The sequence below is a fragment of the Patescibacteria group bacterium genome, from assembly GCA_041651355.1.
Classification (GTDB): Bacteria; Patescibacteriota; Patescibacteriia; order Patescibacteriales; family UBA12465; genus JAPLVX01.
The window spans coordinates 217,632-238,646 of sequence record JBAZJK010000001.1 but is presented as its reverse complement, the minus strand read 5'-3'; the positions used below and the strand labels follow the sequence as shown (position 1 = coordinate 238,646).

Annotated in this window: 17 protein-coding genes; 6 read left to right on the top strand and 11 right to left on the bottom strand. The window is 44.9% G+C overall.

Annotation, left to right across the window (positions count from 1 at the left end; translation table 11 throughout):
- Window position 1: 1 nt before the first annotated feature.
- From murC to WC441_01135, 5 genes are read right to left on the bottom strand one after another with little or no spacing between them, the layout of a single operon-like run.
- Entirely contained in the window at window positions 2–1,393 is a 1,392-nt protein-coding gene (gene murC / locus WC441_01155) for a UDP-N-acetylmuramate--L-alanine ligase (protein MFA5163117.1), read from the bottom strand.
- A 1-nt stretch (window position 1,394) separates the two neighbouring features.
- Window positions 1,395–2,483 carry a UDP-N-acetylglucosamine--N-acetylmuramyl-(pentapeptide) pyrophosphoryl-undecaprenol N-acetylglucosamine transferase gene (locus tag WC441_01150; GenBank protein ID MFA5163116.1) on the bottom strand — a complete coding sequence of 363 codons (1,089 nt, stop codon included), beginning with the start codon at window positions 2,481–2,483 and terminating at the stop codon, window positions 1,395–1,397.
- 3 nt (window positions 2,484–2,486) lie between these two features.
- Entirely contained in the window at window positions 2,487–3,617 is a 1,131-nt protein-coding gene (ftsW, locus tag WC441_01145) for a putative lipid II flippase FtsW (protein MFA5163115.1), read from the bottom strand.
- A 3-nt stretch (window positions 3,618–3,620) separates the two neighbouring features.
- Window positions 3,621–4,670, bottom strand: a complete 1,050-nt coding sequence (gene mraY, locus WC441_01140) for a phospho-N-acetylmuramoyl-pentapeptide-transferase (GenBank protein ID MFA5163114.1) — start codon at window positions 4,668–4,670, stop codon at window positions 3,621–3,623.
- 13 nt (window positions 4,671–4,683) lie between these two features.
- Window positions 4,684–5,100 (bottom strand): hypothetical protein, encoded by a 417-nt coding sequence (locus WC441_01135; protein ID MFA5163113.1) that lies wholly within the window; start codon window positions 5,098–5,100, stop codon window positions 4,684–4,686.
- A gap of 148 nt (window positions 5,101–5,248) precedes the next feature.
- Between WC441_01135 and WC441_01130 the strand changes: the two genes are divergently transcribed.
- From WC441_01130 to WC441_01105, 6 genes are all read left to right on the top strand, one after another.
- Entirely contained in the window at window positions 5,249–6,325 is a 1,077-nt protein-coding gene (locus WC441_01130; protein ID MFA5163112.1) for an ATPase, T2SS/T4P/T4SS family, read from the top strand.
- 2 nt (window positions 6,326–6,327) lie between these two features.
- Entirely contained in the window at window positions 6,328–6,987 is a 660-nt protein-coding gene (locus WC441_01125) for a glycosyltransferase family 2 protein (protein ID MFA5163111.1), read from the top strand.
- A gap of 4 nt (window positions 6,988–6,991) precedes the next feature.
- On the top strand, window positions 6,992–7,318 hold the full coding sequence (locus WC441_01120; GenBank protein ID MFA5163110.1) for a DUF2304 domain-containing protein: 327 nt from the start codon (window positions 6,992–6,994) through the stop codon (window positions 7,316–7,318).
- Window positions 7,315–8,442, top strand: a complete 1,128-nt coding sequence (locus tag WC441_01115) for a glycosyltransferase family 4 protein (GenBank protein MFA5163109.1) — start codon at window positions 7,315–7,317, stop codon at window positions 8,440–8,442. Before WC441_01120 ends, WC441_01115 begins: the two co-directional genes overlap by 4 nt.
- Window positions 8,443–8,449: 7 nt before the next feature.
- Window positions 8,450–9,496, top strand: coding sequence for a glycosyltransferase (locus tag WC441_01110; protein MFA5163108.1), 1,047 nt, complete (start codon window positions 8,450–8,452; stop codon window positions 9,494–9,496).
- A gap of 276 nt (window positions 9,497–9,772) precedes the next feature.
- Window positions 9,773–10,111, top strand: coding sequence for a hypothetical protein (locus WC441_01105; GenBank protein MFA5163107.1), 339 nt, complete (start codon window positions 9,773–9,775; stop codon window positions 10,109–10,111).
- Between the two features lie 98 nt (window positions 10,112–10,209).
- Here WC441_01105 and WC441_01100 read toward each other — a convergent pair whose 3' ends face one another.
- The 6 genes from WC441_01100 to WC441_01075 form a co-directional block, all read right to left on the bottom strand.
- Window positions 10,210–11,451: a chitobiase/beta-hexosaminidase C-terminal domain-containing protein gene (locus WC441_01100; GenBank protein ID MFA5163106.1), complete on the bottom strand. Its 1,242-nt coding sequence runs from the start codon at window positions 11,449–11,451 to the stop codon at window positions 10,210–10,212.
- A gap of 93 nt (window positions 11,452–11,544) precedes the next feature.
- Window positions 11,545–15,879: an Ig-like domain-containing protein gene (locus tag WC441_01095; GenBank protein ID MFA5163105.1), complete on the bottom strand. Its 4,335-nt coding sequence runs from the start codon at window positions 15,877–15,879 to the stop codon at window positions 11,545–11,547.
- Window positions 15,880–16,169: 290 nt separating this feature from the next.
- A complete protein-coding gene (locus tag WC441_01090) occupies window positions 16,170–16,649 on the bottom strand; it encodes a GerMN domain-containing protein (GenBank protein ID MFA5163104.1) in 480 nt (159 codons plus the stop codon).
- A gap of 15 nt (window positions 16,650–16,664) precedes the next feature.
- The gene (locus WC441_01085) at window positions 16,665–17,684 is read right to left on the bottom strand and encodes an NAD-dependent epimerase/dehydratase family protein (protein MFA5163103.1); all 1,020 of its coding nucleotides are present in this window, start codon (window positions 17,682–17,684) and stop codon (window positions 16,665–16,667) included.
- 7 nt (window positions 17,685–17,691) lie between these two features.
- Entirely contained in the window at window positions 17,692–19,734 is a 2,043-nt protein-coding gene (locus tag WC441_01080) for a S8 family serine peptidase (GenBank protein ID MFA5163102.1), read from the bottom strand.
- Between the two features lie 57 nt (window positions 19,735–19,791).
- Entirely contained in the window at window positions 19,792–21,003 is a 1,212-nt protein-coding gene (locus WC441_01075) for a glycosyltransferase family 1 protein (protein ID MFA5163101.1), read from the bottom strand.
- Window positions 21,004–21,015: the final 12 nt, after the last annotated feature.

Genomic DNA, 21,015 nt, shown 5'->3' with positions numbered 1-21,015 from the left:
GCTAAACTTTAGCTTTTATCAAACCCTCCCCCACCCGGAAGACATCACCGGCGCCCATTAGGACTAAGAGGTCGCCCGATCCGAGCTGGTTCTTAAAATAACTAATCGCTTCTTCGAGTTGGGGAATATTCCCAACTTTTTGCTCAATACCGTTCTGGCGATTGAAAGACCTGACCGCTCGCGCTAACTGCTGGCTAGAAACTCCTCCCTGCTTCTCCCGCGCTGAACCATAGATGTCTAAAATAAAGAGTTCATCGCTATCCCGGAAACTCTCGGCAAAATCTCGAAACAGAGCCTTGGTCCGGGTATAGGTGTGGGGATGAAAAAGGGTGATGATATTTTGACGAGGATAGGCATTCCTCAAAGCTTTTAAAGTCGCTTTAATCTCTGTCGGGTGATGGGCATAATCATCAATAATCAAAGCCCCCCTATATTTCCCTAGGACTTCGGCTCGTCGCGCCGTCCCTTTAAACTCGAGCAGATATTTTTTAATCTTAACCAAAGGCACGCCCAAGACCCGCGCGCTTAAAATAACCGCTAAGGCGTTAGAGATGTTATGTTCACCCTGGAGACGGATCCTAAATTCACCCCAAGACCGGAACTTGAAACTGGTCAGACCGCGCTGATAGCGGACATCCTTCACCTCTTTCAAGCGATAGGGGAAATAGCGGCCAGGATTCTTAGTCTTAATCTTCCTGATCTGCTTATCATCCTCATTGGCCACCAAGAATCCCGGTTTAGGAATCTTCTTGATAAAATCAGCAAAAACTCGGACATAGTCGGCTTCCGTCTTAAAAAAATCCGGATGATCATATTCAATATTATTCAAAATCACGCCATAAGGAAAAAAATACTGGAGCTTATTCTGATACTCATCGACCTCGGCAACAAAATAACGACTAGCGCCGAAGAGGGCGCTGCTATCATGAAATTGCGGCACCCGAGAACCGACTAAAACCTTGGGGCCCAAACCAGAACGCCATAAGACATAGCCCAACCAAGCCGAAGTCGTCGTCTTGCCATGGCTGCCGCAGACCGCCAAGCCGCGATGCTGGCTGAATATTTCTCCCAGGGCTTCAGCATAGCTCAAGAGCCTAGAGGACTTAAATCGCTCCCGATTTTGCGCAATGAATGCCAATTCTGGATTATTCTTAGGCGTAAAAGCGGAAGAATGGACAATGACATCTGGGGCGGCCGGAATATTCTTAATATTAAAGGGGCTGAATACTTTAATTTTTTCTTTTTTCAACACCCGATCGGTCAAAAAAGTCTCGGCTACATCCGAACCGATAATTTCTTGGCCGGACTGATGCAAAAACTGGGCTAACATAGTCATGCCCACGCCCTTGATGCCGATGAAATAATATTTATTTTTTTTCTGTTTCCTAATCATCTTATTTACCCTGAGAATTTTCCGCCAAGCCGATAATGATGAGCCGCAAAGACTCATTGGCTCCGGACGGCAAAACGCGTTTGATATTATAGCTCAAGTTCTCCCTGAGCTCATGGTTAGATAGAAGCTGTCTGACTTTATCCACCAGATGCTCCGGCCGCAAATCTTCACCTCTTAACACCAGGGCGGCCTGGCGCTCAGCGAAATAATCAGCATTATCGTCCTGATGGGAAGCAGGCATCGGCATGAGCAAGGTCGGCTTGCCTAAACTGGATAATTCCGTCAGTACCCCTAAACCGGCTCGAGACAAAACTAAATCAGCCCGAGACAACAAAGCTAAAAGCTTCTCGTGAGGCAAGAATTCATATGACTGATAATTATCAGACAGCGATTGGACTAGCTGCTTGTTAGCCCCGGTAATGTGGATGACCTGACAGAATGAGGTAAGCTCCTCTAAACTGTTTGCAAGCAATTGGTTCAAGGACTGGGAACCGGTGCCGCCGCCTAAAGCCAAGAGCAGGGGGCGGTTATCTTTAATCTGGAAGGCTTTGATGACCTGCTGGGCGCTTTCCAAATCCAAGTTTCGAATCGGGTTGCCCACCCAGACCGCTTTCGTGCCATAATCCTGAACCGACTTTTCAAAAACCGTGGTAATCACCCGGGCAGTCCGCGCCATCAAGCGGTTAGCTAAGCCGGGCCGGACATCTTGCTGATGGATCAAAACCGGAATCTTCAAGAAATAGGCCGCCCAAGCCAAAGGCACGGAGACATAGGCACCGGCGCTTATAACCAAAGCTGGTTTGAGTTTGAACAAGATAAAAAGCGACTGACAGAAAGCTAATATGACCTTGAAAAGATCCCAAAGATTGGCAAAAGAAAAATAGCGCCGCCACTTCCCGCTCAAGATCGGCTGGTATTTCAGATAGGCTATCTTGGAGACTATTTCCCTTTCCACCCCGCTGGTCGTGCCGACAAAAATAAAGTCATAACGCTCTTTAAGGTCATCAGCCAGGATCAGAAGCGGCGTAACCGAACCCATGGTGCCGCCACCCGAGAGGATTATCTTTGGTTTTATTGCATTTAAAGACATAGACTAAAGCTTAGCCTGGCGACTGATGCTAGCAAGCAGGCCAATGCCGATTAAAGCTGATAAGACGGCCGTGCCGCCGGCCGAAATGAAAGGCAAAGGCACGCCGGTCATAGGTATCAGATTAATCATGCCGCCGATATTTAAAAAAGTCTGAACCGCTAGCCAGGACACGACACCGGTTGCCAGTAAACGACCGAAAGCATCCGGTGCTCCGCGCGCAATCATGAGGCCGCGATAGAAGATAAAGAAGAATAACAGGATTAAGAGAACACAGAAGATGAAACCGATCTCCTCGGCAATGATCGGAAAGATAGCATCGCTCCAAACCTCCGGCAGGTAGAGAAATTTCTGCCGGCTCTGGCCCAAACCTCGGCCTAACCAGCCACCCGAACCGACGGCAATCAAAGATTGGTTGATTTGATAGCATTTATCCTGCGGGCTATAACCAGGATCCTTAAGGCATTTGAAACGGTCATCGCGATAGGAAGATTTGAGGCTCAACATTAAAAATATCATTAGCGCCGCCAAGAGCAGAATGATAACAATATGGCTGAACTTGGCTCCGCCCACAAAAAAGACGACCATCGAAGTAAAGGCGATAATAAACAAGGTGCCGAAATCAGGCTGAGCCATCATTAAAACGCTGATAACCCCCATAATAACGATAAAGGGGAAAAAACCGCCCTCAAAACTGCTCAGCTGTCCCTTTTTAGCTTCTAGCCAAGTCGCTAGATAGACTAAAAAAGTCAGCTTCACTAACTCAGCCGGCTGGAAAGAAAAGCCGAAAATGTTAATCCAGCTCCGAGCCGTACCGCTCTCTGAACGGATACCGGGGATAAAAACCAGCAGAAGAAGAAATAAAGAAGCCAAGAGAGCCATCACGGCATATTTGCGCCAGATATGGTAATCCAAACGGGAAAAAATAAAAAAGAGGCCGAGACCGATCAGGACGGCTATGACCTGCTTGAACAAAAAATGATAGGCATTGCCATACTTGGCGTAAGAGGCGACTGAAGACACGCTTGATAGCATGACTAGGCCAAAAATCAGCAAAATAAAAACGGCGACCATTAAGTTTTTGTCGACTTCACGGCGGCCTTTGGTGGAAAATTGCTTTCTAAGTTTCTTAAACATTATTTAAAACTGCTTATCCAATAAAAATATAATCAAAGCTAAAGCCACGCCTAATCCGGACAGGACCCAAAAACGCATGACAATCTTGGATTCTGGCCAACCCATGGCTTGAAAATGATGATGGATAGGCGACGATAGGAAAACTTTCTTGTGGCGCAAACGCTTAGACAGGGTCTGGATAATCACCGAAGCGGATTCAACCAAGAAGATGGCGCCGATAAAGACCAGGAGCAAAGCATTATTGGTGAGCATCGCGATTATGCCTAGGGTGACCCCCAGACTCATCGCTCCGGTATCCCCCATATAAAAACGGGCGGGCGGGATATTGAACCATAAGAAGGCTAAAAGGGCGCCGATAATGACGCCGCAGAAAGTGGCTAAATCATAACGGCCCAAGGAAAAAGCGATGATGCCATAAGCGGCAAAGGCCAAAAGCAAGGTACCGCCGGCTAAACCGTCCAAGCCGTCCGTCTCATTAACGGAAAAAGAGGTAGCCACAATGATAAAAATGAAAATCGGGATATACCAAGCACCGATTTCGAAGTTCCCTAAAAACGGCACATGGAAAACCGTCCAATCTAATTTGAAATAAAACCAAAGAGCGCCCGCGATGGCAATCAGAGTATAAATCAAGAGCCGATGTCTTAATTTTAAGCCGCCGCCGCCCAAAACCCCTTTACCTCTGACATCAAGCCAATCGTCGAACAAACCGATTAAGGCGCTGATTACCAAAGCCCCTAAAGGCAGGAGGGTCTCCGCTCGGGAAAGAAAGTTAAGATGCTGGAAAAAATCGCCAGGGATTATCTTGGGCAAGAAGGAAAATAACAAAGCAAAGATCAGGACCGTCCCCCAGATCAAGACTCCGCCCATAGTCGGCGTGCCGGTCTTATGGGCATGAAGCTTGGAAAATATCGGAGTCGAGCCATTATTCCTGATCTTCTTGCCCAATTTATACTTATATAAAAAATGAGCCAGAATAGGCGTCACCAGCATAGCGAAGATAAAGGCCACCGTAGATAATAAAAGGATTTTTATCAGATTAAATTCCAACATAAAAGATAATCGGTTAGCGGAAATTACTTAGATAGATAGTAAAGAGGGCGATTAGGACAAAAAGATTTAAAACCATGGCCCCGGCGATTAGTAGATGGTTTAGAAACGAAGCCGCCTGGCGACGATTTAAGCTCAGAGCGAAGACGGCGTTAACTAGAAATATCAATAAAGCAAACAAGGGCCCGCCAAAAACGCGAATCGGAGCGCCAATCAGGTCGGTGCCGAAGTCGACGTTATAATGGAGGATTAATAAACGGCCGCTCAGGTTACGGTAGACATAGACGGAAATATACCAAGCTAGTATCTGCCAAACCAGAGTTAAGATCAGATAAAGCTTGAAGATCTTCGGAGCGAAAACCAGCTTGAAAGACTTCTTGAAATTAACCCTAAAATCAGCCAGATAATTATAGACTTTAGAAAAATATAACATAAAATTATTCTTTACTCCTTAATTCTAACACATTTCAACATAATATAAAATAATGCTATAATCAAGATAGATTGACTAATATATAAAAAAATTCTCAAGCCAGGTTTAAGGGCCTATTTTGCGTTTAGACCGGCTTGAACCCAAGAACATGCAGGCGAAAATTATCAAGCATCTCTGTCATTATGCTAATTGGCAGGGATTGAAGAATCTGATAATTGAATCCGGACCGGATGGGACTATCATCTCCGGAGACGAGCTCGGTTTGAACAAGCACGAGTGGCGCTTATCGCCTAAACGGCAAGCCGCCCTTTTAGCCGACCTCCAAGAAATCATGAGCCTGTCTGGCAAGACCCTGGGGATTAATAAATACTATAAGATCAGGCATCGAGATAAGGAATGGACTTTCTATATCACCGCCATCAAGGAGGGCGAGAACCAAAGAATAATCATCAACTTCATCAACAAGAAACCGCAGCTCCGCCCCTTGACCGGTCTAGGTTTAGAAAAGGCCGACCTGAACTTCATTAAAAAAACCCTCAAAGCTCGCTCCGGCCTGATTATCGTCAGTGCTCCCTTCAACCAGGGCTTATCCCAAAGCCTATACTCCCTGCTCAACCACTTAAATGCTGAACACTTGAATATTTATACTTTAGAAAATTTTTTGGAGTTAAAGATCAAAGGAATCAACCAGATGCTGATCAAGCAAGCCAATAAGGCGAACTACCAAAAAACCCTGGAACGCCTATTGCGCCACGATTCTGAGGTAATCGCCCTGATGGAAGTATCCCAGCCGGAAATCTGGCCGCTAGCCCTCCAGGCGGCTCACAGCGGCCGCTTAGTCCTCGCCGGCCTGAAGGCGGAAAGAGCGGCTAACGTCGCTAAAGAGCTTAAAGAACACGGTTCAGCCCGCCTAATTAAGGAAAACTTAAAACTGATCATCAGCCAAAGACTGGTCAAAAGGAATTGCCCTAAATGCTTATACAAGCGAAGTCTTAACGCCTCTGATATCAGCTTATTAAGCCATAAATATAAACAGATCGGTCCCCACCTGCCGAAGTTCGTCTATGAGACCCGCGGTTGCCGCCACTGCCAAAATCCAGACAACGACTTAAGGGTCGCCCTGTTCGAGCTGGTCGGCCCGGATTACAAAAAATCCCTGCTGGCAGACGCTTTACTAAAATTGAAAAACGGATTAATATCAGTGGAAGAAATGCTAAAACTATAGCTATGAAAGTAATCTGCGTCATTCCGGCCTATAATGAAGCCGAACGGATCCTTAGGGTCATAGACAAGGTCAAGCCCTTGGTAGACGACATTGTCATCGTTGACGATTGTTCTAAAGATCAAACCTATAATATCGCCAAAAGCAGCGGAGTTAAAGTCTTGCGCCATAGCGTCAACCTCGACCAAGGCGGCGCCCTGCAGACCGGCACCAGCTATGCCCTGAAATTAGGGGCCGATATTATCGTCCACTTTGATGCCGACGACCAGTTCGCCGCATCTGAAATCCCGGAAGTAATCGCTCCCATCATTAACAATGAAGCGGATGTGGTCTTCGGCTCCCGCTTCTTGGGTAAGAAATCCAATCTGCCTTTCGTTAAAAAAAATATCATCATCCCGCTCGCCCGCTTCGTCAACCGGCTCTTAGGCGTAAACCTCAGCGACCCGCAAAGCGGTTTCCGGGCTTTGAGCCGCCAAGCGGCACAGACTATAAAGATCAGGCAAAACGGCAAAGCTCATTGTAGCGAATATATCGTCGAGACCTTCCGCCATAAGCTGAGAGTCAAGGAAGTGCCGATTACCGTCACCTATCATGAATTCGGGCAAAATTTTTCCGGCGGATTACGAATCATCAAAGACCTGATTATCCAAAAAATCATCAAATAAAAATATGTGGCAACAAATACTCGCCTTAGTAATCATTGTTTTCTTCATCGGCCGCCTGCTCAAACAAAGGCGGCAAGATAGTATCTCTAAGAATGAATTGGCTCTCTGGCTTATTTTTTGGATTATCGCCGGTCTGGCCATCGTTTTCATCAAGCCGATCGACCGCTTGGTTAATAATCTAGGATTTTCCGGCTCAGGCATTAACTTCTTAATCTACCTGGCAGTCATTACCCTCTTCTACCTGCTTTTCCGCCTCCGTCTCAAGCTTGCCAAGCTAGAAAACAACCTGGCGACCTTGGTCCGGGAAAAAGCTCAGGATAATAAACTATGAAAATCGCCCAGTTGGTCTGCGCTTGGCCGCCATATGCTGGCGGCATCGGCAATAGCGCTTTCCAAATCGGACAAATTATTTCCAGCCGGTACGAGCTAGCCAATTTCTATCCCGACAATCTAAAACCCTGGCTCCGTTACGGCCATAGCGCTTTTTCACCCCAGCTCCTTAGCCAACTGGGGCGTTTTGATTATATCTATCTGCACTATCCTTTCTTCGGTGCCAGCGAATTGGTCTGGCTCTTTAAGATTTTCAACAAAAAAACTAAACTGATAATCCACTATCACATGGACGTTGATTTCGACTCGCCCCTCCTTAAAATAGCGGCCGGGCCGGCTAAGCTCCTGCGCTCTTCCCTGTTTAAAAAAGCGGATAAGATAATCTGCTCCAGTTTTGATTACCTGAAAAACAGTTCGATAAAAGATATATATCAGAAGTATCCAGAAAAATTCCGAGAAATCCCTTTCGGCGTTGATCTGGAAAAATTCAAGCCCGATATCCTAAAAAGCGAACCGGAAAACCCACTGATCGCCGCCAGCCGGAATATCATCAAATTCGTCAGTGATAATTTTATCAACCATCATCAGCTCAGCGTCCTCTTCGTTGGCGGCTTAGATCGAGCCCATTATTTCAAAGGGGTGGATAAGCTGATTACCGCTTTCAGCCGTCTCAAAGATGACAGATTCATCCTTAAAATCTGCGGTGAGGGCGAACTGCGGCCCCAATATGAACAATTAGCTTCAGAATTAGGAATCAGAGATAAGGTTAAGTTCTTGGGCAAACTGGGAGGACATGATTTGATCAAAGCCTTCCAAGGCGCGGCGGTTTTAGTCCTGCCTTCGATTAACAGAAACGAAGCCTTCGGCTTGGTCCTAATCGAAGCTCTAGCCTGTGGCACGCCAGTTATTGCTTCTAATCTGCCGGGCGTAAGGAGCGTCTTCTCTGATAAGCAAGAAGGCTATCTGATAGAACCAGGGGATATTTCTGATTTACAAAATAAAATTCAGATGATCTTAAGTGATGAAAAACAAAGGGAAAATATGAGCCGAGCCGCTCGGAAATTAGCCGAGAATAAGTATGACCTTAGATTAATGGCCAACCAGATACTTGGGTTGTTTGATTAATATATTTATGAAAATCGCCATTTTAAATAGCCTCTATCAGCGCGGCGGCGCGGAAAAAGTCGCCCAAAAAATGGCCCAAGACCTGACTGATCAGGGCCACGAGGTTTTTTTTGTGGCCACGAAAGCTAAGGGCCAAGAAAAAGCCATAAATATTCGATATAGCATCTACGAGCTTAATTCCCTTTTTCCTGAACTGCACAAATATAGCTATGCCTTTCGCCTATTTTGGCAAATGATAAACTTATTTAATCTCCATAAATACTATCAAATCAAAAAAATCCTCAAAAAAGAAAAACCTGATCTAGCCATTAGCCATAACCTAATGGGTCTAGGCTATCAAATTCCTAGGCTGATAAAAAAATTAGGGATAAAACATGAACATTATCTACACGACATCCAGCTTCTCCACCCTAGCGGCTTGATGTACTTCGGCCAAGAAAAGATTATCGATTCCCTGGGCGCCAAGATATACCAAGTAATTACTCGTTATCTTTTTCAAGGGGCAGATAAAATAGTTTCACCTTCTAGGTGGCTAATTGAAATCCATAGTCAGCGCGGTTTCTTCAGAAAATCGGAAAAGATAGTAAGACCGAACTTTCCTCTTAACCAAACCCCAAGAGAAAAAAAAGATATTAATCAAGACAAGCAAAGATTCCTTTATGTCGGCCAATTAGAAAAGCACAAAGGCCTAGAGCTACTCATTAAAGCCTGGCTGGAAGCAGATAAAAAAGGAGAGCTAATAATTATCGGCGACGGACAGGAAGAAAAGCATCTTAAAGAGATGGTAAAAAATAGGGCCGATATCGTATTCTTCCCCTACAAAGAAGAAAAGGTAAAGGAACTGATGCGAAATAGCGACTATCTGGTGGTTCCCTCTCTAGTCTATGAAAACTCTCCGAGTGTCATCTATGAAGCCAAGCAGATCGGCCTAACAGTCATCGCCTCTAGTATCGGCGGCATTCCTGAGCTGACGACTAGCCAAGATATTCTGTTCCAACCAGGTAAGCAGGCAGAGTTAGTAAGGATTATTAAAGATTTAAATACCCGAGCTTGATTTTGCCAAAAAAATCTGCTACTCTAAAATAGATTATGAACTCTTACGGGGTTGAAATGCAGAAAGGCTCTACTGCGGGGCGAAACTTCAAGTTTCGTTACGATGAGGATTAGCGCCGACCCTCCGACTCCATAAAAGTTCATAATTTTTTAAATATCTGGATTCATATAACGGTTAAAAGTTTTTTAAATTCCTATATCCTTGACTAAAATAAATAAAATAGTTATACTGGTTTATTGCTCCTTGAAATCACCAACCTGATATAAACCCATTAACATGGCTAAAACAGCAAAGTTTTTTAGCAAATCCGCTAAATACATCCGGAAATGCCAAGCTGATGAGAACTACTGTGTCATCATGCTTCATTGTCTGCTAAAATTAGCAGAAAAAATCGGTTCTTCCGACCGCCTGGAAGCCCACTATTTTTTAACCAGCTTGCAGGTTTTTGAATCTGAGCTGAAAAACATCGCTGATCCCAGCGAATACAACCGCATCTTCAAAGAAATCCACCAGATTCTGGATCGCATCATCGATCCTGACAACTACCCACCACAAGCCGAAAGACCGGACGAAACTGAAAGCTTCCTGCCTATTATCATGGCTAAGTTAAAATAAGAAGATCCTATGCCTCGAATCCGCTAAACAAAGCGGATTCTTTTTTATAACAAAAGGACTGCGATAGAGCAGTCCTTTATTTTTAATCTTTAAATTAATTATCTGGTAGCACCGCTATAGGCGATCGCGCGAACGACATTCCAAGCTAAAGCGCTGACCGGATTATGCCCATAGACCCATTTGAAAGTCTTGATGGCCACCTTTTCGCTGTTTAGATTGCGCTGGGATGGTAATAGGCCATAGGCGATTACCATGATCGCGTTCTCATCAATATTATTGCTTAAGTTGGCATTACGGGCATAGACCTTGCGGAATTCTAACTTAGCTTGGTTTTCCGCCTTAGTACTTCGTTCTACCGGCCACCGGCCGTTAGCGATCTTAATGACATCGGCCCACTCTTCCTCAGTATTCGGAAGTTTGGAATAGGCCTGGAAATAGGAATTGATAACCCCAGCTCTTTCCCCTTCCCCTAAAATCTGGGTGGTACGGGTACCGTAGACAATGAAACGGACGATAGCATCCAATTCATCACGAGTTAGTTTCTTATCAAGAGATAAAATCTTGCCATACTTAGTCGCACCGATACCTTCGCGGCTCTCATCCCGGGTGTTATTGAGGTGGCCCAGTAAATCGTCCGGATTACCAGAACTGACGATTCCCGCTTCATCTAAAATATCGTTAATAATATCGGATGAGGGGGGCGTCACTGGCGTTTCTGGAGTAACTGGTTCATTAACCGGCGGAGTGGAAGTCGCTGCCGTGCAAGCCTGCTGTAAAGCGATCTGCTGGGTGGTGGTTAGAGTGCAGCCACTAGGTGTTTGGGAGACAACGCTACGATATTGCTGGCTACCTACGCAAGTTCCCCAAGCAGAATAAGTTACGGCTGAGCAGTAGGTGGTGTTACCACCTCCGCCGCCTCCGCCGCCGCCAGAAGAGATATTGATAGTATAGGCGCTAGTAGCAACTGGGCCAGCAGAATTATTATTATAGCAAGCTAGACTCTTAATGGTTTTGGAAGATGAGACGGAAATTGCCCCGGAATATAAGCTACCGGCGCTGCAAGAGGTAGCATTGGTACAGCCCGGAGTAGAGCCATCGATGGTGTAGCAAATCGCCGTCGAACCGGCCGCTGTTAAAGTCACATTTTGCGCGCTCGTATAGGTTCCGGCCGCCGGAGATGGAGTGGGAGCGGCGATAACGATGCCGTCCATGTTGCCAGAATTACTATTTAAGCCGGTGTTTAAATCTCCTGTGACCGTAGAAGCATTAACCTTTAAGGAATAAACTCCGAATAATAGCAACAGGACCAACAGGGATAAGCTGACAATCTTTTTTCTCATATTTTTATCTTTTATTAAAAATAAACGAAACTAATAATTGACTTAATCGGGGAAAGAAAATATTCTTTCCCCGGAAAATCAACTATCTAACAATTATGATGGTAAATTTGAAGTAACTCCGTAAGAAGTGGAATATGATCCACCAGAAGATCCGGCTGGGACCTTAGCTTCAACAGTCACTTGGATCTGACGACCAGCTGTATTAGCATCTAAATCACCATCCAAAATGATCGCATCGCTATTGGTAGCAGCCGCCGTAATCAAGCGGGCGTTGTCCGCATCCGCATTAGCTGAAGCTTGAGCAGAATAGAAGCGGATATTGTTAGCAGCCGCTATTGTGTTACTACCGCTAATCCAGTTAGAAAATTTCATCCGGAAACTAGTTTCTGAAGTTGGAACGGTAATATTGAAAGTCCAAGCCCAACCATTGCCCCAAGTATCATCAGCGGTGGCATAGGAACGAGTGGTAGAAATGCTGGTAACCGCCAAGGAACCATTGGATTGAGCGACGGTGGTAAAGTCGTAATCAGCGTTAGCAGCTAAAGCATTACCAGATAAATCCTTAACGCCGGTTGAGATACGATAGATATAATTACCGGAATTGCTTAGATTAGAATTGGGGGTGATATAGATTTTAGTAGAAGCGCCATTGTTCTCTAAGCTGATAGTAACTGGAACTTCAGTGTCAGTACCAATATTAACTGCATTATTATTACCAACATCAGTATACAGCTTAACAGTATTGCTGTTTACAGTTGCCGGGCTTAAAGCTTCGCTGAAAGTAACGGAAATCGTTGGGTTAACCGCCACGCCAGTGGCTCCGTCAGCTACGGAAGTAGCGGAAATTGTCGGAGCGGTTGATTCAGAGCTAACGCCAGCAGCAGTATAATCAGCGGCTACCCCATTATTACCCACTAAATCTTTGATATTAGTAGCATTCGGAGTTACCTTAACATATTTGCTGCTAGGAATAGAAGCGCCATCAGTGACTTCATCAAGAGTGATGGTAACCACGGTCTTAGCGGCATTAATCGTTGCCACAGCATTAGCTAGAGTAACGGTCTGGATGTTAAGGCCGGCGCCATTATCATCGTATTGGACAGTCCAATTACCAATCGTAGTGGCAGTCGATGATAGAACTTCATCAGATGTAATAGTAATAGTATCACCGCCAGCATTAACTGAATTGGCGGTCACCACGATCGTCGGGACAGTGGCTTCCTTGGCAATACCAGCACCGGAGTAAACTTCTGAGCCGGCTTCAGCGATACCGTAGATATCAGTTACGCCTGATAAAGTTGCTCCTAAGAACTTGCCGTCGGGGATATAGGCGGAATCAGTAGCTTCATTAAGGGTAATAGTGGCCACCAATTTAGCGGCATTCCAGGAAACGGTGGCGTTAGTCAAAGGAATATTAGCCTGGTTGGTATTACCGGCATCGTCAGAATAATCAAGAGTAACATTAGTATCAGCTTGTACGATGGCATTAGTAATAGTGCTAGTGTCCATTTCTTCATTAAAAGTAAGGGTGATGGTGTCACCAGCTTTATCAACTGAAGTGCCGCCAACCGTCACGGTCGGAACGCTAGAGTGTAAAGTATGAGAACCACCAGCTTCAGTTACTAAAGCGCCAGCATAAGCAGTGCCAACTACATCCAAGATGTGGGTTGATGGTGTAACCTTGATATGACCGGCAATAGCAGCATTAGTTATATAGGTCTGAGGATCATCCTTGTCAAAAGCCGCTAAAGTTAAAACAACGGTATCATTGGTTAGAGCGGCACTGGCAATAGTATAGGAAATTCCAGCCGCATTATTAGTCACAGTATAGTGGGTAATATCTTCGGCTGTAGTTTTATTAAGTTTTTCACTAAACTGCAAGGTTATAGTGTTAGGAGAGACGGAGTTATTAACATCGATATTGGCGGCCGGTAAAGTCGGAGGAGTGATATCCTGGAAACCGTCTTCAGTTGCTAATACTAATCCAGCAGCATAATTGAAACCTGAAACATCTTCTAGGTTAGCATTAGGAGTCACCTTAATCCCCGCCGTAGCGTCGGCATTAGTGATAAAAGTAGTATTATCAGCGGGGTTAACAGCATTCAAAGTTAAGGTAATAACGGTTCCGCCAAGATCTTGGGCGGCGGAAGCGATGCCATAAGTTATACCCAAATCATTGCTTTGTACTAAGTAATTACCAACGGTTTCTGCCTGAGTATGATCCATTGGCTCGCTGAAAGTTAAAGTTATCGTATTCGGCTGATTCTGATTATTAACAATGATGGAACCAGCGGCTAAAGTTGGGGCAGTAGCATCAACTAAAGATCCCCCGCTTTCTGTAATCTGCAAACCGCCATAGGCCACGCCATTAGCGTCCTTAATATTTACGCTCGGAGTAACTTTAATGTGAGCCGCTACATCCGTGCTGGTCATGAAAGTAGTTGGGTCAGCCGGATTAACAGTGGCCAGAGTTAAGACAACAGTGTCATTAGTTAAGACGGCGGTAGCGATATTATAGGTTATAGACCCGCCATTATTAGTAACGATATAGTTAGCTACATTTTCTGCAGTAGTTTCATCCATGTTTTCGCTAAACTGAAGAGTGATAGTATCTGCGGCTGGACTATTATTAGCAATCACATTACCAGTGTCTAATGTTGGAGCGGTAGCGTCAGCAGTGGTGGCCGCGATGGCGTCATCATTAGCGGTAGCAATTATAGCACTAGCCGAAATATCATACAGAGTTGTCGTATAAGTTGAAGCATCGGCTGGGGTGTTAGAAGCAGCTCTGATGCCAGAAATAGTAACCGTTGCCGTTTCAGCGGTCATAGCACCATTAGCGGTACAGGTTATTGTTTGTCCTGCTGCTGTACAAGCATCAAAACTTCCGGTAAAAGTATCAGAAACGTAAGCAGCGCTAGCGACATTATAGCTAGCTGGCAAAGTTAGTCTTAGTTCATCATCATTAGCTAAAGCATATGGGATGGTAAAAGACACAACAGTATTGCCAGTCTTGTTATATTCAGAAATAGCGGTGACATTAATGCTAGAAACTGGATCAGCAGCTGTGGTGTTTTCGATAGTATCAGTCACGCCGGCATCAGTTGAAGCGGCCAAAACATCTTGCCCCGTAGATTTCTCAATAAGAATGGACGCGGTTTGCCCGGTAGCGGCATATTTAGCCAAAATCTTATTAGCTTCAAAATTAATAATTTCTCCAGTTCCTGCCGTTTGAGCCCCTGATAAAGTCAAGGTAACTACCTGCCCCGCCACGGCTACGGTGACATCTTGATCTAAATTGTAATTCTGGCCAGCGGCTTGGGTTAAACCAGAAACATCATAATTATCAGGGAAAGTTATTTTGATGGTATCGCCGGCAGCCAAAGCTACTGGAAAAGTTATGGCAAAAATAACTTGACCGGCAGTGTCGCCCACCAAAGTAACTTCAGAAGCGTTTATACCTGATCCGGTAAAGCTAGTAGCGGCATAAGTCGCACCAATCGCATCATCAGAAGCCGAAGAAATATTGGAAGTAGCGGAAACATCATATAAAGCGGTGGTATAGGTGCTTGCAGCCGCTTCATATTTGGCCTTAATACCGCTAATAGTTATCGTGCCGCTTCCTTGAGAGGCAATACCGCCATTAGCATCGCATTTGACTGTCTGGCCAGCAACAGCGCAGGTGTCAAAATCACCAGTAAAAGTATCGGAAACATAGGTGGCTCCGGAAACATCGTAATTAGCGGGAAAAGTTATCCACACTTGGTCATTATTAACTAAAGGATAATCGATATCAAAAGTAGCGACTACATTGCCAGTTTCACCTACAGTATCAATCGCGCTCACGTCAATACTAGCGTTAGGATCAGCCGCGGAAACGTTAACGTCATCCGTGCTGCTAGGATTAGTATCGCCGCCAGCTGCAGTCGTTCCACCAAAAGTGAAAGTAGAGGTAGCATCTTCATACATCGGAACAGCATCAGCTGTGACTAAAATACGGATAGTTGAAGCATCATCAACAACTGCTCCCCAGCCAGTAACATTCCATTTTATGGTCAAAACTCTCTGGCCATCATGGCTATATTCGCCATTGCCCGCTCCTTGAGCGATTGGAGTTTCACCTACGCCATTATTAGTAGTATCAGTATCGTACTCAGCAGACATCGTCATAGAGCTCCAAATCGGGAAATTATTAGGCAAGGTGATGGTCAAGGTATCGCCATCAGCCCAGGTTTGGACGCCAGAATCGACCGTATATTCAATTTCCAGATTAGTGGCTGTTCCCACTGTAGCCGTGGTTTCGGTGACGGTATAGCTACTAGCGGCATTAGCCGCCGGCGCATAAAGGCCGAAGCCGGCTATTAAAGCAACAAACAAAACCGAGAAAAAAAGTTTTCCCCAGACTTTGTCGTTAAATATTTTTTTCATAATTTTTACAAACCACTAAAATAACTTTGGCCTATTCTTAAATTTCGACTTTTTAAGAACAGAAATTAAATTAATGATTAAGTTTTAAATAATTTTTATTTTAAATATATAAATAAAAAACGCCTGTGGGCGTCCTTAAAAACTACTAAGTGACATTAGGTCTATTTTGGTAATTAACTGTAAACAATGAGGCATAGTTCCCCCTTAATAATAAGATAAAAAAGATTTATTTTATCTTTATTTTTTAATTATCTATATTATACAACTTTTTAAAAAGTGACACAAGGACTTTAGGGCTGGAGGATATCTTCGCTGCGCCCGTCGATAGAAATGATAACTTCTTCTACGCTAGGAAATTGTTTGAGGGTAGAAATGATTTGCGCGCGGATCGCTGACACGCGGCAAGAGCCACCCACCCCTGCCTCAAGTTGCTTGCTAAAATCCACCCGAGCTACTCCGTTCTCAATAGTTAGGGACTGGATCTTGATCTCGGGGTTAAGGCTGGTGAAGAAACCGGCTTCTTTTTCCGCTGGCGTCACCCCAGCTAGCAGCTCTGACAAGGCAACTCTAGCAACGGCTGGGGTCTTAGCCACCTCCCGCTCCACCGGGAAAACCTTTTGGCAACTGATCTCCGGGTCTAATGTATTATTACTAAAAAAAGCTTTCACCTTCATTTTCTCCTGAATCTGGACATTCTCACGCTTTGGCGAAGCGCAGGCGCTAGTGATAAAAAGCGAGATAAAGAGACTGAAAATAAGAAGCTTTTTCATAATTTCAGGTAAATTCTAGCCATCTAGGCCTCTAAGCTGGGTATTGGCTCTAAGAGCAAACACGGTTTTTTTGATACCATTTTCCAAAGTCACCACCGGCATCCAGTTCAATTCGTTCCTAGCCTTGTGGATATCCGGCAAGAGCAACTCGCTCATAAATAACTTAGTTTCAGCGTGAACGATTTTAGATTGCGAACCGGCGGCGGCAATAATCATGGCCGCTAGGTCCGCTAATTTTATATCGACATCAGAGCCGAGGTTAATCGGGCCATTAAGCGCAGAATTCATGACTTTAAGAGCACCGTCGATAATATCGTCGATATAGCAGAAAGAAGAAGAAAATTCCGGACCGCCGAAAATGACTAGATCCTGGTTGTTAAGAGCATTAAGGACCATATCGGGAATCATCTGGTCATCATTAAGCTCCATCCGAGGCCCGTATGTCCGAAATACCCTGACTATCTTGGCATCTATCCCGTAAATCTGGCGATAGTTAAAGACCATAGTCTCGGCAAAACGTTCGCCTTCGTCGTAGGCGCTGCGTTCCGATAGGTTATCCACAAGCCCTAAATCCTCTTCTTTTACCTGAAGATTCTGGCTAGTTTGGCGATTGCCATAGACTACCGAGGAGGAAAACTGCAGAAACTTGGCCTCATATTTAACAGTGTAATCTAACAAATGCTTCACGACAAAAGAATTAGCCAGGAGGATATTCAAGCGATTTTCCAGGAAGCGCCGGGGCGAGATCGGACAGGCTAAATTATATACCTCTTGCAAGCCCTGGAATTCGATCTTGAATTTTTTAAGCTCTGGTAAAGCCTCTAAATCTAAGGGTTCGGATAGATCATGGTTGATAAAAACGAAATCCGGATTAGCTAGAAGATGATCGATATTCTTTTCACTGCTGGAAGAAAAATTGTCGATACAGATCACTTTGCAGGTCTTGATCAGCTCATCACACAGATGAGAGCCGATGAAGCCGGCACCACCGGCCACCAGGACATTTTTCTTGTCAAAAATAATTTTTTGAGGCATATATTTGCTAATTATTTAATTTGATAAAGCCGACATTGACTCCGCCGTTGAATTTCTCTTCATAGGCATAGAAAGAATCAATCAATTCGCCCTTGCTGTTAAAAGTCCGGACATGGGGGGCGGCTCCAGGATAAGCGGCTGTGATTATTTCCGCCCGGCCGTCGCTATTTAAGTCCCCAGCAGCGATATTGACTCCTCCCTGCCAATTAGAGTTATAAGCTTCGAATTTTAGCTTCAACTTGGCATGGTTGTCATAAACCTTGACTATCGGCAAAGTTCCTGGCCCAGGGGCCACGATTATTTCTTGCTTATTATGATTATTGCGGCCATCAATATTAGCAATCGCCACCTTTATTCCTCCCTTAAAATTCTTATCATAAGGCATGAATTCTCCCTGCAGCTTGCCTTGGTAATTAAAGATTTTCAGGATCGGCCTGGCTCCGGCGCCATAAGCGACCACGATTTCCGCATTGCCGGCACCATCTAGATTACCGACGGCCAGATTGAATCCTCCCCGATATTTCTTGCTATCGACGAAAAACTGCTTCTTTAATTGTCCTTGATAATTAAAAATCTTCAGCTGGCTCGAACCGCTAGTGGCTGAAATAGTAACAATCTCGTCCTGCCCGTCACCATCGACATCGCCGCTCGCGACGCTGATTCCGCCCCGAAAGCTTTTATCAGCCACCAAAAGCTGCTTGAGCAGCTTGCCGTTAGCATTAAATATCTTGACTACCGGCTCGCTTCCCTGGCCCGGCGCCAGAATGATCTCATCCTGGCCATCGCCGTTGACGTCGCCAGCTATCAAGGAAATCCGGCCCTTCTCATTCAAGGGTAGCTCCTTGAAAATTGCTCCGTTATTATTAACAATCGCTAATTTATTATTATTCTTCACCGGCGTAATCAGGATCTTACCTGATTTAGTAAATAGCCTTTCCCTGGCCACTTCCACCGCTAGGGCCGCATTAACCCGGCCGTGGCCCAACTGCCCTGGATAGGCGGGGTTAAGCTGGCTGATATCGGTAGCGGAATTGAACAGGATATCGATAATCTCCTGTCGACTCAGATCGGGGTTAATTTCCTCCATTAAGGCAATCGTGCCGGAAATTATCGGCGCGGCCATCGAGGTTCCGGACCAGAAGCCATCATAGAGCTTATCAGAATCGTTAGGGTTACCACCTTTAGTGATGGTACTAAAAAAACTCACGCCTGGAGCGGCGATATCGACGCAATTATAGCCGTAACTGGAAAATTTTGCCTTCTGATCCAAAGCGTCGGTGGCTGCTACTCCCAAAACCATATTTTCCCCGTGCTCACCGTCATAGCAAGCCGGATAGATCGGATCCTTGTCGGTGTTATAGCCACTGCCGGCTGATTGTTCATTACCGGCTGCCGCGACCACGATAACGCCTGCTTGATAGGCGCGTCTGATAGCCGCTTGCAAGGCTTCACTGTAATTAAAGCTGACAAAACTCAGATTGATTACATCTGCTCCATTATTCACCGCGTAATCGACCGCTCTCACCACATCACCCAAGCGGCCTTCACCGCGGTCATCTAAGACTCGAAGCGGCATCAGCTTAGCCCTCCAAGTCACGCCGGCCACTCCTTGCTGATTCTGACCGACGGCAGCGATAATACCAGCGATAATAGTACCGTGGGATATGCCTGATTCCGTCCACCCGGGACTGAATTTAGGCCGGGGATCAGCTTTATTTTCAATAAAATCCCAACCCTGGGTATCGTCGATAAAACCATTCTTGTCATCATCTAAGCCATTGCCAGGAATTTCTCGAGTATTGAGCCAGATATTATCTTTCAAATCAGGATGGTCAATCTGCACCCCGGAGTCAATCACAGCGATAGTGATATTCGGACTGGCGCTAATCTTGTCCCAAGCTAACTCCGCGCCGATCTTAGGCAGATACCATTGATAGAAATAGTAAGGATCCTTGGGGTCAGCTGCTTGAGTCAGGTAGGTGCTACGAAAAAAGACGCCGCTTAAAACCAAGCTGGATAATATTAAAAAAGATGTTACTGATTTCCTCATAACATCTTAATCTTAGCATATATTCTATTTTAGAAAAAGTTTAGATTCCTCCCTATTTTACAAGCTCATTATCTCTCGCCAAGTTTCTTCGGCGCACTTGCGCCAGCTGAATTCCTGGGCGGTAAGATAGCCTTTTTTAATCAGTTCTTCTCGTTGAAGCTGGTCGGTAACTAGACTCTCCATAGCCTGGGCGATTGATTCACGTTGGTTAGGGTTAAAATACATAACCGAATCGCCAGCCACTTCTCTGAGAACCGGGATATCGGAGACGGCTGTCGGCAAACCGCAAGCTAAGGATTGAATGACCGGGATGCCGAAACCCTCGTGCTTGGTAGGAAAGATGAAGCCGACCGCTCCGTTATAGACATAGGGCATGTCATATTCTTCCACCCAACCGGGCATGATGACATCCTTATTCAAATTATATTCTTCGATCGCATATTTAACTTCATCGAAGCCATAGCTAGCACTGCCGATTAAGACTAATTTATAGTTATAGCCGGGGTTTTTCTCTTTGAAGAGGGCAAAAGCCTCAATTAAAGCTGGGGTGTTTTTCTTCTTTTCCAAGCGTCCGACATACAAAAAATACGGCCGCTCTAAGCCATATTTCTCTAAAATGCTATCGATCCTTTGCGGATCATCGATCTTCTTATATAAATCATTATTATAACCGTTATGGATACTAACGATCTTATCAGCCTTGGCTTGAGGATAAACGTCTAAAATCTCCTGTTTGGTAAAATCGGATACGGTGATGATCTTTTTAGCTCTTTTAAAAGCATATCTGGTCGACCAATCCAAATAATCAACGGAATTGGGCTCATATTTGGAAAAAGTGATGATCTTCACGAAATTATTAAGGATGAGTTCCCCCAAACGGGTGGTCGTCGGCAGCTTATGCTGGAAATAAAGAGCTTTTTCCCTAGTGAAAGCGATGTCATGGATAGTAGTAATCGTCTTCCTCGGCTGGAACAGAGGCAAAGTATGAGCGGGCACGAATAGGATATCGGGACGATAGAAAATCATTTCGATCGACAGCCGGCCCAAGGTCCAGAAAAAATTAAAAGGCCACTTTAAAACCTTAAGGGAAAAATTAGGATGATCACGGATGATTTCTTGCAATTCCGAAGACGGCAAATTGCTGGTATAGAGGACGTACTTATTCTCGTGATCGATTTCCGCTAAATTTTTTATAACATAAAATGAATACCACTCGGTACCGGTTTTATATCGACGATTAGCGCGTGAAGCGTCGATTCCGATAGTCATATATTTAAAAAA

Coding starts and splice junctions, on each gene's coding strand:
- murC (MFA5163117.1), bottom strand. CDS start 1,393: ATGATTAGGAAACAGAAAAAAAATAAATATTATTTCATCGGCATCAAG.
- WC441_01150 (MFA5163116.1), bottom strand. CDS start 2,483: ATGTCTTTAAATGCAATAAAACCAAAGATAATCCTCTCGGGTGGCGGC.
- ftsW (MFA5163115.1), bottom strand. CDS start 3,617: ATGTTTAAGAAACTTAGAAAGCAATTTTCCACCAAAGGCCGCCGTGAA.
- mraY (MFA5163114.1), bottom strand. CDS start 4,670: ATGTTGGAATTTAATCTGATAAAAATCCTTTTATTATCTACGGTGGCC.
- WC441_01135 (MFA5163113.1), bottom strand. CDS start 5,100: ATGTTATATTTTTCTAAAGTCTATAATTATCTGGCTGATTTTAGGGTT.
- WC441_01130 (MFA5163112.1), top strand. CDS start 5,249: ATGCAGGCGAAAATTATCAAGCATCTCTGTCATTATGCTAATTGGCAG.
- WC441_01125 (MFA5163111.1), top strand. CDS start 6,328: ATGAAAGTAATCTGCGTCATTCCGGCCTATAATGAAGCCGAACGGATC.
- WC441_01120 (MFA5163110.1), top strand. CDS start 6,992: ATGTGGCAACAAATACTCGCCTTAGTAATCATTGTTTTCTTCATCGGC.
- WC441_01115 (MFA5163109.1), top strand. CDS start 7,315: ATGAAAATCGCCCAGTTGGTCTGCGCTTGGCCGCCATATGCTGGCGGC.
- WC441_01110 (MFA5163108.1), top strand. CDS start 8,450: ATGAAAATCGCCATTTTAAATAGCCTCTATCAGCGCGGCGGCGCGGAA.
- WC441_01105 (MFA5163107.1), top strand. CDS start 9,773: ATGGCTAAAACAGCAAAGTTTTTTAGCAAATCCGCTAAATACATCCGG.
- WC441_01100 (MFA5163106.1), bottom strand. CDS start 11,451: ATGAGAAAAAAGATTGTCAGCTTATCCCTGTTGGTCCTGTTGCTATTA.
- WC441_01095 (MFA5163105.1), bottom strand. CDS start 15,879: ATGAAAAAAATATTTAACGACAAAGTCTGGGGAAAACTTTTTTTCTCG.
- WC441_01090 (MFA5163104.1), bottom strand. CDS start 16,649: ATGAAAAAGCTTCTTATTTTCAGTCTCTTTATCTCGCTTTTTATCACT.
- WC441_01085 (MFA5163103.1), bottom strand. CDS start 17,684: ATGCCTCAAAAAATTATTTTTGACAAGAAAAATGTCCTGGTGGCCGGT.
- WC441_01080 (MFA5163102.1), bottom strand. CDS start 19,734: ATGAGGAAATCAGTAACATCTTTTTTAATATTATCCAGCTTGGTTTTA.
- WC441_01075 (MFA5163101.1), bottom strand. CDS start 21,003: ATGACTATCGGAATCGACGCTTCACGCGCTAATCGTCGATATAAAACC.